Genomic DNA, 15,167 nt, shown 5'->3' with positions numbered 1-15,167 from the left:
CGGGGCGCAGGGGCAGGCTACTGGCCCTTCCACAGGTCGGGCAGGCCGCTGGCCAGCCACCAGCGCTTCTGCTCGGGATTCCAGCGCCAGATCTCGATGCTGCGCACCAGCCGTTCGGTCTGGGTATTGCGGTTGATCACCCGCAACTCGACCTCGCGCCGCAGGTCGCCATTGGGGTCTTGGCCCACGCGCACCTCGCGGTAGCCGGAAATCTGCACCTGCTCGTAGCGCGAACGTTCCAGGTCGCTGAGCGGATGCGCCTGGGCATAGGCCGGCTCGACGAAGCCCAGCGCGGCGTCGAAATCATTCCAGCGCACGGCGGCCGTGTAAGCGGCCTGAGTGGTTTCCAGCGCACGCGCCTGGGCACGGCTGCCGGCATTGGCCACCCCGCTCAGCAGTGCCAGCCCAAGCAGCACGATCGTTGTAATGACTGCACGCATGCGTATTCCCCCGGATCCAGCCGGCATCCTACCGTTTTGGGAACGCCACGAAGCGCCCGCTCAACGTGGCCGCGGCGGCACCGGAACCCAGCGCGATCTGCGCGCGCATCCCGATGCGCGCCTTGCCGCGCTGCCGGAACGTCGCCAGAAAGGCCTCCCAGCTCCCCAGCTCGGACGGCTCGGCATTGGCGACCAGGTCTTCGTACACCGGCGCGACATAGCGCAGCTGGCTGTCGGCGACGTAGACATCGGCGTGGTGCCCGGCCAATTGCAGCTGCAGGGTCAGCCACCCCCAGCTGGCCAGCGTCATGAGCGAAGCCAGGCTGCCGCCGAATGCATTGGCCTTGTCGTTGACGTTGGCCTGCAGCGGCGCCCGCAGGCGCAACGCACCATCGTGCAAACCGTCGACAGCGATGCCCATCGACAGGACCGGCGGCATGGCGATGAACTGCTGCTGCAGCGACTGCAGGGCGGATGCGAGCGTGCACGAAGGAGTCATCGGCAAAGGCTGGAAGACGGCGAAGGGCGGCATCATGCCGCAATGTTCTGCGAGCGTCTTGTGCACCTGCATGACATGCGGTGCCGCATGGTGAATGTAGTCATCGCCACGTGCGATGTGCGGGCCGGCATCGCTCTGGTTGCGTGCAGCAAACGTATCGACGCTTGGCCCAGCCCGGATCACGCGCTCGGTCAGCAAGCGGTGTCCGCCACGATGCCTGCCGGTGGCGTTGCAGATAGCGCGCCACGCATAAAACCGCCAGCCAACGACCGCGTGACCGCCAGGCAGAACCGACACCTGCGCGCGCCGGTGTGTTTGCCGCGCTACGGCGCAAAGACCACCTTGCGATAGCCCTGCGCCACCCGCAACAGCGCGGTGGCCCTGGTTTTCCAATGCGTACTGCGCTGCTTTTGCGCGTGCGTCAGCGGCGCATCGATCGTGCTGGTAAACACGATGTTTTCCGCTGCTGCATGGAAGAACTTGTCCTGGATACACGCAGCCGGCGAGAGTTGATAGGTGGACAGCTGGTGCGCCACTGGCGACTCGTTCCACCCGAACAAAAAGATATCGGCCATGGTGTGCCAGCGCGCCTTTGCAGCCAGCAGCAATCGCGCCGCATCCCTGCTGATGATCAGCGCGCCGGCGCACACCGGCCAGCAATGCTGATACGTCGATGGCCGCACCAGGCGCAGTTGGCGCCCGGCGACATCCGCCACTTTGGCATCGAGCTTGATGCGGTTGTAGGACGGCTCCAGCCGCACGATGCTGTTGCCGCCGGGCAGCCAATCGGTGCTGCGCAACAGCGCCGGCAGCGCATCGGACAGATGCATGTCGTCTTCGAAAATCGCCGTATAGGCGTCGTCGGAATCGGCCGCAATGCGCCACGCTGCCTGATGACTGAGAAAGCAGCCGATATTGGACGCTGTCCACTTGCGCGGGCCGGTGCTGAAGGCATCGCCCGACCCTTCCAGTGGACGCTCGCGTACGAAGTCGGCGATCTGCTCGTCCGTCAACGTGGCGCCATCGATGGCAGCAATGCGCTCGAACGGCAGGCCCAGCGCATCCAAGCGCGCCGACATGGCCCGCAGCCGGTCGCCGCTGCGCTGCATATTGATAAGGTAGGACTTGATCACTTCGCCGCTCCAGCACGGTTGTCGGCCAGGATCGTGACCGGATTCCCAACGGTTGCAAGAGGTTCTGGATCGAGTCGAAGGGCGCCAGTCAGGGTGCTAAAACATCGCTCCGGCGGCCGGCACTTCGTCACCGATTCGCACTGGCACCCCTGGATGCGGCGACATTGCGCCGCAGGTGACCGGCGCTCTCGCATAATCACGCCATGACCGGCCTTGCCCATTCCGATGCTGCCTGGACCCTGATCTCGCTGCGCCCCAGCGGTGAACATGCGCCGCTACGGCGGGCAGTTGCGCGGCATGGCGGACGGGTACTTGCGCTGTCGCCATGGCGCTTGCAGACCCATGACACCGCACAAGCGCGAGACGCGTTGCGGCACGCGCTGGCAGCACCGATTGCGATTTTCACCAGCCCGGCGGCAGTGCAGGCGGCGCATCGTCTGGCGCCGCTGCAGCGCCCGCCGCAGGCGCACTGGGTCAGCGTGGGCGACGGCACTGCGCGCGCATTGCACGCCTGCGGCATCGACACCGTCGTGCGGCCGGCGCGCATGGACAGCGAGGGCCTGCTTGCGCTGCCGTTGCTGCAGGCGCCGCTACAGGCCGTCGGGCTGATCACCGCCCCCGGCGGACGCGGCATGCTGGCGCCAACGCTGCAGCAGCGCGGCGCGCGCATCGTGCGTGCCGATGTCTATCAACGCGTCCCGCTGCGCTTGCGCGCCTCGGCCATCCAGGCGTTGTCGCTTGCACTGCCGTGCAGCGTGCTGGCGCTTAGCAGCGCCGAAGCGCTGACGCTGGTTCTGCGACAGCTGCCTGCCGAACTGGTCGCTGCGTGGCAACAGCGTCCGGTAGTGGCCTCCAGCGATCGTATGCTCGGAGCCGCACATGCAGCCGGCTTCGTACATGGCATGCGCGCAGAAGGCCCGTTGCCGCTGCAGCTCGCCGCTGCTGCTGCTGCTGAGGCGGCGATCATGACACCACCGCGACCTTGCTGAACTGCGAACTCAAGCACAGCTTGCCGCCGTCCGGCGCTGCACGCCATGCTGTGTGCGATGACTGCGGCGCCTGCGCCGGTCGTGACTGCCCGAGGATGTCCGAATGACCGAAATGCCCGCTCCTGCGCGACGCTTTCCCTTGGCATGGCTGCTGCTTGTCGTGGCCGTGGCGGCCGTCGGTGTGGCGCTGTTGCTGGGCTGGCGCGCGTGGCAGAACTATCAGGCCACGCAGCTGCAGGCCACGCAGGCGCAGCAGCAGCGGTGGGACGGCACCCAGCAAATGCTGGAGACGCTGCGCCGCGATCAGCGCCTGGCCAACGAGCGTCTGCAGGACGCGGCGGCCACCAACCGCGTCCTGCGCGACGAGATGCTGGGCCTGAGTCAGCGCAGCGCATTGCTCGAAGACAGCGTGCAAAAGCTGGCCGACCCCAACCGTCATGGCGCACAGGCGCTGCGCCTGGATGAAGTGGAGCTGCTGCTGCGGCTTGGCCAGCAGCGTCTGAGCATCGCCGGCGATGCCGATGGCGCGCGGCGCGCCTATGCGCTGGCCAACGGCGCACTCAACGGCATCGACGACCCCGGCTACCTCAATCTGCGTCAGGCATTGGTGCAGGAACGCGATGCGCTGGAGCGTCTCGGGGATGGCCCGCAGGCGGAGGCCGGCAAGAATCTAGACGCCTTGGCCGCCGAGTTGCAGCGCCTGCCGGAACAGACCGCGCAGGCCAGCGACGCGGCGCAACCGTGGTGGCAAAAGGCGCTGGCGCCGCTGGTGGACATCCGCCCCAGCCGCGGCGACGCCTTGCTTACCGGCGGCGACCGGCATGCTGCGCGCGATGCAGTGCAGATCGAAATCAGCCTGGCCCGCGCGGCCGCGGAACGTGGCGATGCCGCCGGTTTTACGCAATCGCTGCGCCGCGTGGAGACCTGGACCACCCGGCTCTGGCCGGATTCGCCGCAACGTCGTCAGCTGCGTGCGCGCTTGCGCAGCCTGCAACAAGCGCCACTGCGTCCGCGCCTGCCGGAACTGGGCACCACCCTGCTGCAACTGCAGGCCATGCGTGAAGGGAGATCCACCCAATGAAAGTGTTGCGTACCGTCTTGATTCTGCTGGTTGCCGTGGCGCTTGGCGTGCTCGGCGCACAGTGGCTATCGCACCAGAACAGTTACGACCTGGGCAACGTCGTTGTCAGCGTGGGGGGTAACGACTATCACGCCGCCATGCCGCAGGCGCTGCTGATCCTGCTGATCGCCTTGCTGGTGCTGTGGCTGCTATGGACGTTGATCAGCCTGCCGTTCCGCGTGTGGGGCAAGTACCGCCGCAACAAGGGCCGTGCGCGTTTGATCGAAGGTCTGCGCGCTGCCGATCATGGCCAATGGCAACGCGCCGAGCGGCTGCTGGTCAGTGCCAGCGAAGACGCCGAGGTCAGCGGCATTGCCCTGGCCAGCGCGGTGCGCGTGGCCGATGCGCGCGGCGACGATGCGGCGGCCACGGCGCTTGCAAAGCAACTGGCCGAGCGCGACCCGACAGGATATGCGCTGTTGCAAGGCGAGCGGCACCTGGCGCGCCAGCGCCCGGTCGAGGCAATCAATGCACTGGATAGCGCCAACGCGCAGCCGTTGCCGGCACGCGGCCTGCTGTTGCGCACCCACGCCCTGGCACAGATCGGTCGCGCCGACGAAGCCTATGGCCAGCTCGGTGCGCTGCGTCAGCAGGCGGTCTTGGCGCCCGATGCCTACAGCACGCTGGAAGCGACGCTGGCCGAGCAGACCCTGTTGCAGGCCAGCGATGCCAATGCACTGGCCGAGCGCTGGGAAGCGTTGCCCAAAGCATTACGCACCACGCCGGCAGTGGTGGGCGCCTATGCGCAACGTGCGGCGGTGCTGCATTGGGACGATGCCGCCGTGCACAGCCTGGAGCAGGCGCTGGACGCGCAATGGGACGAATCGCTGGTGCGCCTGTACGGCGTGCTGCCGCTGGAAAAATACGATTCGCGCCGCGCCAGCGCGCAGCGCTGGCTTACCCAATATCCCGACAGCCCAGGGCTGTTGCTGACACTGGCGCGGCTCGCGCGTCACCAACAGCAGTGGTCGCAGGCCGAGGAATTCCTGCATCGTGCCATCGCAGGCGGCGCCGGCAGCGAGGCCTGGGAAGAACTGGGACACGGTTTTGCCGCCTCCGGCGACCTGCTGTCGGCACAGCATTGCTATGCCAATGCCTTGCGCGCCGCACGCGGCGAACCGGTGCAGGACGTCATGCCACAGCAGTCGTTGCGCGGGCCGGTAGTGACCACGTACGACCCCGCGCCAATCGATCCGCACGCAGCGGACGATCGCATCCTGTAGTGGAGACAGCGGCGGTATGCGATGTGCGTACCGCCGATTGCACTCCCAAGAACACGGCGAATGCTCGCCAAGTGGGCATCTACTTCATCGAAGAAGTTGACGGTGCGCTGTTGCCACGCGCAGCGATGGTATGAAGGAGAAAGGATTCGCAACGGCGGCGACTGCGCCTGCGAATCCCGGGTCACCCATGCCCAATCCCGTACCGCGCAGCGGCATCAGCGCTCGACGATGGCCACCACGCCCATGCCGCCGGCGGTGCAGATCGAAATCAATGCACGACCGCCGCCGCGTTCTTCCAGCTGTTTGGCAGCGGTGGCCACCACGCGTGCGCCAGTGGCGGCGAATGGATGGCCGGTGGCCAGCGACGAGCCCAGCGGATTGATCTTGTCCGGATCGATGCGACCCAGCGGCGCATCCAGCCCGAGGCGATTGCGGCAGTAATCCTCGCTTTCCCAGGCGCGCAGCGTGCACAGCACCTGCGCGGCGAAGGCCTCGTGGATTTCGTAGATATCGAAGTCCTGCAGGGTCAGGCCCTGGCGCGCCAGCATCTGCGGCACCGCGATGGTGGGCGCCATCAGCAGGCCTTCGCCATGCACGAAATCCACTGCCGCCACCTGCGCATCGCGCAGGTAGGCCATCGGCGTGTGGCCATGCGCCAGCGCCCAGGCTTCGCTGGAGAGCAGCACCGCGGCGGCGCCATCGGTGAGCGGGGTGGAGTTGGCGGCGGTGAGCGTGCCGCGGCCGGATGTCTTGTCGAATGCCGGGCGCAAGGTCACGAGTTTTTCCAGCGAGGTGTCGGCGCGCAGGATGTTGTCGCGCGAGACGCCGCGGAATGGCGCGATCAGGCTGTCGAAGAAGCCGCGCTCATAGGCAGCGGCCAGCTTGTGGTGCGAGGCCACCGACCATTCGTCCTGCGAATCGCGCGAGATGTTCCATTCCTTGGCCATGTCTTCGCAATGGTCGCCCATGCTCTTGCCGGTGCGCGGCTCGGCCACGCCGGGGAATTCGGGCTTGAGCTCGGCCAGCTTGAAGCCGCGCAGCAGCGCCCTGAGCTTGTCGCCGGTGGCCTTGGCGCGATTGGCGGCCAGCAGCCGGGCGCGCAACTTCTTGCCGTACACGATCGGCACTTCGGAGGTGGTGTCAGAGCCGCCGCCGATGCCCGAGTCAATCTGCCCCAGCGCGATCTTGTTGGCGATGGTGATGACCGAATCCAGGCTGGTGCCGCAGGCGCGCTGCAGGGTGATGCCCGGCGTCAGCGGCGACAGACCCGACGACAGCGCCGCCTCCCGCGCCAGGTTCCAGTCCGCGGAGTGCTTGATCACCGCGCCCATCGCCACTTCGCCCAACTGCTGCCCATGCAACCCGAAGCGCTCGACCAACGCGCCCAGCGTGCGCACCGACATGCCCAGGTTGCCCACATCCGCATACGCGGTGTTCTGACGACAGAACGGGATACGAACGCCGCCCAGAATGGCGACGGGACGGGCTGCGGGCATCGGTTGACCTGGCATGGAGGACTCGGGGACATGGCCTGCACAGGGCCGGCAGGCATAATGGCCGCAGTGTAGCTTCGACCCCGTGATGGGCCAACCGCGAATCATGAGCAAGACCGAACAAAGCGTCACCGCCATGGGTGTGCTGGCGCTGGAATTGACCGGCGGAAGCGCCCCCGAGCGCGGCGCCTTGGTGCCGGCGCAGGCCGGCATGCTGGCCGAACGCATCGGCCGCGACCTGGCGCAATGGATCCCGGAAGTCCGCGATCTGGAATTGAGCGTGGCATTGGCGCATTTCGATCCGGCCGAGGTACTGCGACCGGGCTGGCCGCTGCACCGGCGCCTGGAAGAGCTGCAGGCGCGTGCGCCAGGGCGCGACCAGGGCCCGCGGGTGCTGGCCTTCGGTGCCGACGCGCAAGGCGAGATTCCGCTGCCGTTCCAGGCCGATTCGCAACTGGTCGGCGGTGGGTTGCGCGTGCTGCCGTTCGTGCTTTCCGGCGACCCGCAGACGGTTGCCACCGTGGCCGATGCGATGGAAGAGGTGCTACTGGCCCAAGGCATGGCGCAGGCCGATACCGCGTTGCTGGCGCAGGAAAGCTTCGGCGCCCGCATCGAGCATGCGCGGTATCTCACCGCCAACGATCTGGCGGCGATGATGTCGATGCAGTACGACAATCAGGGCCTGGCGCCGCTGTGGCCGCTGATCGAAGCCGCACTGCTGGCACCGCACACCGAAGAATGGCTGGAGCAGCCCCCCGAACCGGTATTGCGCTACACCGAAGGCGAAGTGCGCATCGCCCTGTTCGACCCGGCAGGCTGGTGCGATTACTACGCGCACGACCGCGAAGACTGCGAACGCCTGCGCGGGGTGTACGAGCACTATCTGGCACGCCAGCGGCAGATGGCCGCGGTGCTGGAAGCGCACGGGCTACCTGTGCTTTACGTGCATATCGAGCCGGGCCAGGATCCGCGGCAGGCGCTGGCGGCCTAACCAATGCGCACTGCCTGCCCGACCTGCACGGTCGCGCCTGGCGGCAGCACCGCTTCTACCGTCACGCGACGGCATAGTTCCGCCGTATGACGACAGGCAGCGCGCTTATCCGCTGGCGTGGGCACCGAAACATCGCCGGCATGTGAAGCGCACCTGTAGGCCCGCGGCGTTGCAGCCAAAACCCGCATCTACCTCCCGGTGGCGGTAGGCACCTGTCTTTCTGCGGCCCCTGCCAGCATCTCATCGACTGACCACCGCTGGCTCCGGTCGGATCACCTAGGCCTGTGCATCGTTGACGTTCGTGCTTTTCGACTTGCCGTATCAGGCGTTTTGCACTCGGTCGGGCATCCGGGCGTAGACGGCGTAGAGAACCGCGCTGTGGTCGGTTACATGCCGTTCGGAATGGACACCGCTCAGGCGGGTGCTGTTCCGGGGCTTGCTAACGAGACGCAGCGTCGTCTTCATCCCATACGGCTCTCCCCCGACTGCACCAACGTCGGCTGATACGGCGCGATCAGCGCCAGGAAGGGCCTGCCATGTCACAACCTGATCCATCTGTGCCAAGAACACCTCGCGCCGCGTGCGCGCATGGTGTACTCCGCGCCTCCAAAGAAAGCTGCATCGCCATCTTCCGATTCGGCTCAGTGTGTCTTTTTTGCAAGCGTCTGATGGGAGTTGTAATTATTCAAGCCTTCCCGAGTCAACGTGATGCGGACACGCTTACACCAAACCGAAATGCATCGGTCCGCCTGGTGCGATCGCCGAGCTTTCGCACAGCCACTCGTTTGTGACATCGCTTTTTCGCATTCGAGATGCAGACAGCTCAGGCCTTCAGGAAAATAGGTCGTTAATCCGGTAGCAGTGGAATACACGGCGTTATATGTACATTTACGTTCTTGTCATCCCGATGGCTTGTCGCTCCGGATCGCTGGTGACTCACCACGGTCGATGAGTGCCGCCAGCTCAGGCACGCACAGTCAACACAGCCTCACCGCGGACTGATAGCAATCTTCCATGTGATACCCGCAGAGTCGATCGATATGTCGTCGGTAACGCGCGGCCATGCTTTTCATAGGCCCTATTCCATTCGTCCATCAGCACTTCGCCTAGTCAACAAGCTCCGATGGCTCCGAGCATGCATTCGGCGGCGTCGCCGGTTTCTGTCCTGCACTTGAGAGATACATCCATGCGCACCAAAGCCCAACTCCCATTGACTGCCATTCAACGGTTTCTTGCCCATGATGCAGCGTCAACGCAGCCCCCCTCTGCGTCGGCATCCACATCGCTCCACAAAAATGAGACCGCAGGCTTGCTGGCAGCCTTGCCAGCGCGAAACGCCAGGCAAGGAGCGCAGAGGAAGTCCGGCGAAAAAGAAGGCGCACGCCAAAACAACGGGGGCCGGGGCGGACAATGGGCATCTCGGGCGGCCAAGTACGCCCTGGGCATCGCCGGTGCTGGCTATGTTGCAGACAATTTCTTTCTGTCCACGACATCGCTGGTCGATGGCAAAGGCGGCTTTACCAGTAATGATCGTTTGGATAAAGGATGCGCAAAGGCCGAGACGTATTACGCCCGGTACCACAGTGCCACTGAGGAGGAGCGTGCATCCCATAGCCGCCCCTTTGTACCGATCAGAACGTGCGGTTCCAACCAGTTCGCCACCATGACCGATTACCGCGCGGCGACCAAGGTCTATGTCGGTCATCTTTTCGACAGCCAAGCCGCGCGGGAATCGCTTCTCACCAACTTCGCTTGCCTCAAGGGGGAGCGGATCAAGCGGGAGTGCATTACCAAGTATGCACCTGAGCAAATGCCAGCGGATCCGGACCTGAGCAAGAGCGAGCTGTACGACAGGAAAAACAAGTACTCGTTGGTTGGCGTGCCCAACGTCCAAACCGGAGCAAGTGGATATACCTCACGCTCGATCACCCGGCCCTTCATCAACCGCGGCATGCAGCACTTCAAACAGGCCTCACAGAGCGACAAGGCACTGTCCCTGAAGCAGTGCATGCAATCGTTTGAACGGGCACTGGAGGACACTGACAAGCTTGGTAAGCAAGCACAGCACGCCGCCGGCCAGGCAATATTGAATTTCCGGCAAGTCTATGCAGCCGACGAGCATTGGGGTCACCCGGAGAAAATCATCATGAAGACCCTGATCGCCAACGGACTGCTATCGCAAGAGCAAACCGACAGGATCGATGCGACCCTGATGTTCGAAGATCCCTCCATCAGTGTCCTGAAAAGAAATACCAGCATCGCCGGACCGTTACTGCAAAAGCTGGAAACGAAGATTCAGTCAAGACGTCTGCAGGATCAACCTGAAACGCTTGCAGACTTCATGAAAATGGCTAAGCAGAAGAACATGGAAGGCCTGCCGATCGCGCACTTCAAACTCAACGCAGAAGGCACCGGCTTTGAAGACTGCTCTGGCCTGGGCGACTCGTTCACTAGTGCAAATGCCGTTGCATGCATCAACCATGCACGCTTGATGAGCGGAGAGCCGCGCCTTTCGAAAGAGGATGTCGGTGTCGTGGTTGCCTGCCTCAATGCTGTATACGACGATGCCAGCAGCATCCGGCACTCGCTTCATGAAATCGCACGCGGATGCTTCGTGGGTGCCGGCTACACCACCGAAGACGCCGATGCATTCTATGAGCAGATTTGCAAGGATGCTGCACAGGCATTCTATGCAGGAAAGTCGATGACCAGCAGCGACTAGGGCGAGTTAATCGCCCCCCTGCCTTACCTCATCGCGCTGACGTGACTCAGCGCCGGGTGAGCATTCAACAAATTTGATCTGCGATTGAAGCGTTGCGCCGCAGCCTGGACCATGGCGCAACGCAGCGCGCTTACTTGGTCGCCGCCTGCGCGTTGTCGGTGGTGATCACGCCGCAGGCCAGGCGGCCGCCCGCGTTGCCGGTGGGCTGGGTTTTGTAGTCGTCTGCGTCGGCATGCACGATCACCGCGTGGCCGGCGATATCGAACTGGTCGGCCTTGCCCAGATTGACGTTGCTGGAGACCGGGCCGTCGATGGTGGCGTTACCCTGCGCGTCGGCGGTGATGTTGGGCATGTCGCCGCCGTGGTGCGGGTCGGCGCTGATATTGCCGTGATCGGACTGGGACGGGTTGAAATGGCCGCCGGCGCTGCTGCCGTCCGGTGCGCTGCAATCGCCCTTTTCGTGGATATGGAAGCCATGCTCGGTATTGGGCTTGAGGCCGCTGAGCTGGCCGGTGACGCGCAGCGAGCCGTCGACGGTCTTGAACGTCACCGTGCCTTTGACGTCATTGCCCTTGGTCGGCTTGAGCTCGGCGGTCGCGGTGGTGGTGGCTGCCGCTTCGGTGACCATGGAGGCGGCGTGTTCGCCACCGTGCGCCGCTGCGGCCGGCGTGCTGGCCTGCGGTGCGGGTGCCGGCTCGGCCGGCGCTGGTTCATCGCGCTTGCACGCAGTCAGCACCAGGGCGGTGGCCAGAAACAAGGTGGTCGGAACAATGCGCATGGAGTACTCCTGAAGAAAGGCCGCAACTGCAGCCGTTGATGCCCCGACTCAGGGCTGCGAAGGGGGCGTGCCCCATTGGGTGACGCGAATGACGCCACAGGCCAGGCGCGCACCGGCATTGCCGCTGGGCTGGCTGCGATAGTCGTCGGGGTCGGCATGCACGATCAGCGACTTGCCGATCACGTCGGTCGGGGCGCCATCGCCCAGACTGATGCCGGACAGAATCATGTCCAGATGCGCCACGCCTTCGGCGTCTGCACGCAGATTGTCCATGTCGCCCAGATGATGCGCGCCGCCACCGGCACGCCCGTGCGGCGAACCGGCCGGGTTGAAATGCGCGCCGGCGCTGCTGGCGTCGGCTGCGCTGCAATCGCCGCGTTCGTGCACATGGAATCCGGACACGGCGCCCGGACGCAAGCCGCCGATGGTGCCGGTGAGGCGAATGCCTTGCAGCGCCGGCACCAGCACTACCCGACCGCTGACCAGGCTGCCCGAGGCAGATGCCAGCGCCGCCTCGGCTTGCTGCACCGGGCGCGCAGGCACTACCCGCGCTGCTGGCGGCGGAGGCGCCTTGGGCGGCGGCGGCGTGCTGCTGCAGGCGGCCAGCGCCAGCGCGGTGAGGGCAACGATCGTGGGCGACCGGTAACGCATCGAGCAGTTCTCCTGATCAGGCTGGAAACCTATGCGGGTGCATGTTCACGTGTCATGAAATGCACTTGGGACAGCCCACGAGTTTACGGGCTAGGTGTCGCTGGCCGGAGATGCGCAAACGTGCTCGCACCGCCCCTGTCCCGCAGCCGGGAGAGGAACTCGACTGCAAAGCGCGATGCCCGCCCTGCCCGACCGTCTTGCCTTCTCCCGCGTGCGAGGGAAGCTGCTCGAAGGACGGATGGCGGCGTCGCGCGCCGCCTGACTCGAGGCAGTGGCGCGTGCGAGCAAACAACGAAGAGTTCATGCACGCGTGCCGCGATGCTCGTCAAGCTCGCCTGTTTCGCTGTGTGGCTCAAACACCTGCGCGTAGTCCGGCTTTTTGCAGGTGCCCCTCACGCCCTCTCACGCAGGTGGGAGAGGGCTCACCTCCGCGTGCGGGCTGATCAGCGGCGCTTGCGGCCCGGCCCCAGCTTGCGGGTGACGGTGTTGCGGCCCAGTCCCAGGCGGGCGGCGGCTTCGGCACGGCGGCCCTGGGTGAGTTGCAGCGCCGCTTCCAGCAAGGTTCTGTCCAGGCGCTCGCGCGCTTCGGCGTGCAGGCCCTGGGCACCTTCGCTCAGGCGTTGCGCGGCCCAGCTGGAAAGCATGTCGTCCCACTGCCCGTCGCTGCGACCGCTGCGGTGACGACGGCCGCCGCGCGCCAGTGCGGCGTCCACGTCGACCACGTCGATGATGTCCGACGTCGCCAGCGCCGCCAGGCGCCAGCACACGTTTTCCAGTTCGCGCACATTGCCCGGCCAGTCGTACTGGCGCAGGTCTTCCAGCGCGGCCGACGAGAGCCGCTTGGGCAGCATGTCGAGCTTGCGCCCGGCCATGGCCAGGAAATTTTCGGCCAGTTGCGCGATGTCGCCGCGCCGTTCGCGCAGCGGCGGCAATTGCAGGCGCACCACATCCAGGCGGTGCAGCAGATCGGCGCGGAAGCGGCCTTGTTCGACCAGCGCTTCCAGGTCCTGGTGGGTGGCGGCGATCACGCGCACATCGACGCGGATCAATTCGCGCCCACCGACGCGGAAGAATTCGTTCTCTGCCAACACGCGCAGCAGCCGGGTCTGCAGCGGCAATGGCATGTCGCCGATTTCGTCCAGAAACAGCGTGCCGCCATCGGCCTGTTCGAAGCGGCCGATATGCCGTTTGGTCGCCCCGGTAAACGCGCCGGTTTCGTGGCCGAACAACTCGCTTTCCAGCAATTCGGCCGGGATGGCGGCGGTGTTGAGCGCGACGAAGGGTTTGCGCGCACGCGGGGATTCGTTGTGCAGCGCGCGCGCCACCAACTCCTTGCCGGTACCGGTTTCGCCATTGATCAGCACCGACAGCGGCGCCTGCGCCAGGCGGCCGATCGCGCGGAACAAGGCCTGCATCGCGGGCGTGTCGCCGATCAACGAGGCCGAGCCTTCGGCCAGCCGCGTGGCGAGGATCTCTTCGACGCCGGCATCGGCGTCCGGCAATGCGCGCGCGGCCAGTGCCACCGCATCGTCCAGGTCGAACGGCTTGGACAGGAACTCGTGCGCGCCACCGCGGAAGGCGCCAGCGGTGCTGGCAACATCGGTGTAGGCCGACATCACGATCACCGGCAACTGCGGGTGCTTGGATTTGAGTTTGTCGAGCAGGGTCAGGCCGTCTTCGCCGGGCATGCGCACGTCGGTAAACAGCAGATCCGGCATGGGCCGCATGGCCAGCGCCTGCAGCGCGGCCGCGGCGCTGTCGAAGCCGTCCACGGCGTAGCCTGCATCGCGCAAGGCGGTGGACAGCACGAACCGGACCGACCGGTCGTCGTCGACCACCCAGATGTGGGATACGCCGGCGGCCTCAGCCATGTGGATGCTCCTTGTCGTGATCGCCGGCCAGCTCGGGCAGCAGCAGGGTGAAAACGGTATGGCCCGGACGCGAGCGATAGGTCAGCGTGCCGTGGTGTTCGCGCGAGACCTGCTGGGCCAGCGCCAGGCCCAGCCCGCTGCCTTCGGCACGGCCGCTGACCAATGGCAGAAACAGGTGCTCGGCCAGTTCTTCCGGCACGCCGCCGCCGTCGTCGATGATCTCCAGCCGCAGCGACATCGCATGCACGCGGTCGCGGATGCGCTGGCCGTGCTCCACGCGGGTGCGCAGCGTCACGCGCGTGGCGCCGGCCTGGAAGGCGTTGCGCACCAGGTTCCAGACCGCCTGGGTCAAACGGTCGCCATCGCCCAGAATGTCCGGAATGCTGGGGTCGTAATCGCGCTGCACCTGCACCGACCAGCCGCCTTCGGCTTCGGCCAGGCGTAACACCCGTTCGAGCACCACATGAATGTTGAGGCGATCGTGCGGGCGCGCCGGAGTGGGCGAGAGCAGCCGTTCGAGCAGGGTGTTGAGGCGCTCGATCTCGGTGCCGATCAGCTCGATCAGTTCGCGTTCGTCTTCATCGCGCCCGGCCGCGCGGCGCGCCAGCAACTGCGCGGCGCCCTTGAGCCCGGCCAGCGGGTTACGCAGCTCGTGCGCCAGCCCCTTGAGCGCAGCGCTCAAGGCGTTGGGCAGGGCGTGGGTGGGATCGAGCGCGGGGAATTCGTCGACCGGGTGGGTTTCCAGCAGCCAGCCGCCATCGTCCAGCCGCGACAGCCAGCCCTCGGCAAAGCGCGGCGCGTCGTTGGGCAGGCCCAGCGCCAGCCGGTGCAGACGCAAGACGTCGCGCTCGTCGTTGAGCAGAAAGCGCGCCAGCGCGTCGCCCTGCACTTCCAGCGCGGCCAGGGGCTGTTCGACCAACCGCCGTGCGCTGACCCCGAGCCAGCGGGCAAACGCCGGGTTAACCCCCAGCACGCGGCCCTCGCGGTCGGCCCAGGCGACCGGTGTGCCCAGGCTGTCCAGCGATGGCATGGAAGAGGACGTCACCATTGCACCAATTTAGTGCAAACGGCAGCGCCATGCATCGATGTCGCGCGAAGCGAAGCGTACGGAGACACCATGTAGGCCGGACGGCGGCGGGTCGCACCGATCCAGCGTGCATCCGCGCCGGCAGTCATGGGCGTGGGGCTGGTCATGCAGGCACCTCGGCAGTGGTTCCGCGCCCAACGGGCGGCGGGAAAAAACGGACCCGGCTGGGC

13 protein-coding genes are annotated in these 15,167 nt (G+C 65.8%); 5 read left to right on the top strand and 8 right to left on the bottom strand.

The genetic code is table 11. The features are described from left to right. Positions 1–17 precede the first annotated feature (17 nt). The 3 genes from J7360_RS02055 to J7360_RS02045 all read right to left on the bottom strand — a co-directional run bounded on the left by J7360_RS02055 (position 18) and on the right by J7360_RS02045 (position 2,072). A complete protein-coding gene (locus J7360_RS02055; protein WP_057659309.1) occupies positions 18–440 on the bottom strand; it encodes a hypothetical protein in 423 nt (140 codons plus the stop codon). 28 nt (positions 441–468) lie between these two features. Next, a complete protein-coding gene (locus tag J7360_RS02050) occupies positions 469–939 on the bottom strand; it encodes a YiiD C-terminal domain-containing protein (RefSeq protein ID WP_017156408.1) in 471 nt (156 codons plus the stop codon). Between the two features lie 323 nt (positions 940–1,262). After that, entirely contained in the window at positions 1,263–2,072 is an 810-nt protein-coding gene (locus tag J7360_RS02045; RefSeq protein WP_057659311.1) for a glycosyltransferase family 25 protein, read from the bottom strand. Between the two features lie 203 nt (positions 2,073–2,275). On the opposite strand from J7360_RS02045, the gene J7360_RS02040 reads away from it, so the two are divergent. The 3 genes from J7360_RS02040 to J7360_RS02030 all read left to right on the top strand — a co-directional run bounded on the left by J7360_RS02040 (position 2,276) and on the right by J7360_RS02030 (position 5,404). After that, positions 2,276–3,061: a uroporphyrinogen-III synthase gene (locus tag J7360_RS02040; RefSeq protein ID WP_022557901.1), complete on the top strand. Its 786-nt coding sequence runs from the start codon at positions 2,276–2,278 to the stop codon at positions 3,059–3,061. Between the two features lie 103 nt (positions 3,062–3,164). Further along, entirely contained in the window at positions 3,165–4,142 is a 978-nt protein-coding gene (locus J7360_RS02035; RefSeq protein ID WP_209033152.1) for a uroporphyrinogen-III C-methyltransferase, read from the top strand. Next, positions 4,139–5,404: a heme biosynthesis HemY N-terminal domain-containing protein gene (locus J7360_RS02030; protein WP_057659316.1), complete on the top strand. Its 1,266-nt coding sequence runs from the start codon at positions 4,139–4,141 to the stop codon at positions 5,402–5,404. Before J7360_RS02035 ends, J7360_RS02030 begins: the two co-directional genes overlap by 4 nt. A 215-nt stretch (positions 5,405–5,619) precedes the next feature. Here the strand turns inward: J7360_RS02030 and J7360_RS02025 are convergent, their stop codons facing one another. Beyond that, positions 5,620–6,915 (bottom strand): acetyl-CoA C-acetyltransferase, encoded by a 1,296-nt coding sequence (locus tag J7360_RS02025; protein WP_209033150.1) that lies wholly within the window; start codon positions 6,913–6,915, stop codon positions 5,620–5,622. A gap of 88 nt (positions 6,916–7,003) precedes the next feature. Between J7360_RS02025 and J7360_RS02020 the strand changes: the two genes are divergently transcribed. Both J7360_RS02020 and xopAG read left to right on the top strand, forming a co-directional pair. Next, a complete protein-coding gene (locus tag J7360_RS02020; protein ID WP_209033148.1) occupies positions 7,004–7,888 on the top strand; it encodes a hypothetical protein in 885 nt (294 codons plus the stop codon). Between the two features lie 1,123 nt (positions 7,889–9,011). Further along, positions 9,012–10,610, top strand: coding sequence for a XopAG/AvrGf1 family type III secretion system effector (xopAG, locus tag J7360_RS21590; RefSeq protein WP_342343486.1), 1,599 nt, complete (start codon positions 9,012–9,014; stop codon positions 10,608–10,610). Between the two features lie 130 nt (positions 10,611–10,740). On the opposite strand, the gene J7360_RS02010 is transcribed toward xopAG, so the two are convergent. The 4 genes from J7360_RS02010 to J7360_RS01995 all read right to left on the bottom strand — a co-directional run bounded on the left by J7360_RS02010 (position 10,741) and on the right by J7360_RS01995 (position 14,958). After that, complete coding sequence (locus J7360_RS02010; protein ID WP_209033146.1) at positions 10,741–11,388, bottom strand: superoxide dismutase family protein; 648 nt, start codon at positions 11,386–11,388, stop codon at positions 10,741–10,743. Positions 11,389–11,436: 48 nt separating this feature from the next. Further along, positions 11,437–12,039, bottom strand: a complete 603-nt coding sequence (locus J7360_RS02005) for a superoxide dismutase family protein (RefSeq protein ID WP_057659326.1) — start codon at positions 12,037–12,039, stop codon at positions 11,437–11,439. 443 nt (positions 12,040–12,482) lie between these two features. Continuing rightward, the gene (gene ntrC / locus J7360_RS02000) at positions 12,483–13,910 is read right to left on the bottom strand and encodes a nitrogen regulation protein NR(I) (protein WP_057659329.1); all 1,428 of its coding nucleotides are present in this window, start codon (positions 13,908–13,910) and stop codon (positions 12,483–12,485) included. Beyond that, positions 13,903–14,958, bottom strand: a complete 1,056-nt coding sequence (locus J7360_RS01995; protein ID WP_016850649.1) for an ATP-binding protein — start codon at positions 14,956–14,958, stop codon at positions 13,903–13,905. The genes ntrC and J7360_RS01995 overlap by 8 nt, the downstream gene beginning before the upstream one ends. Between the last annotated feature and the right edge of the window lie 209 nt (positions 14,959–15,167).

The organism is Xanthomonas sp. D-99, assembly GCF_017746145.1.
In the GTDB taxonomy this organism is placed as follows: Bacteria; Pseudomonadota; Gammaproteobacteria; order Xanthomonadales; family Xanthomonadaceae; genus Xanthomonas; species Xanthomonas cissicola.
Note: the sequence above shows the minus strand (reverse complement) of the source record. Positions and strands in the feature narration are given on the sequence as shown.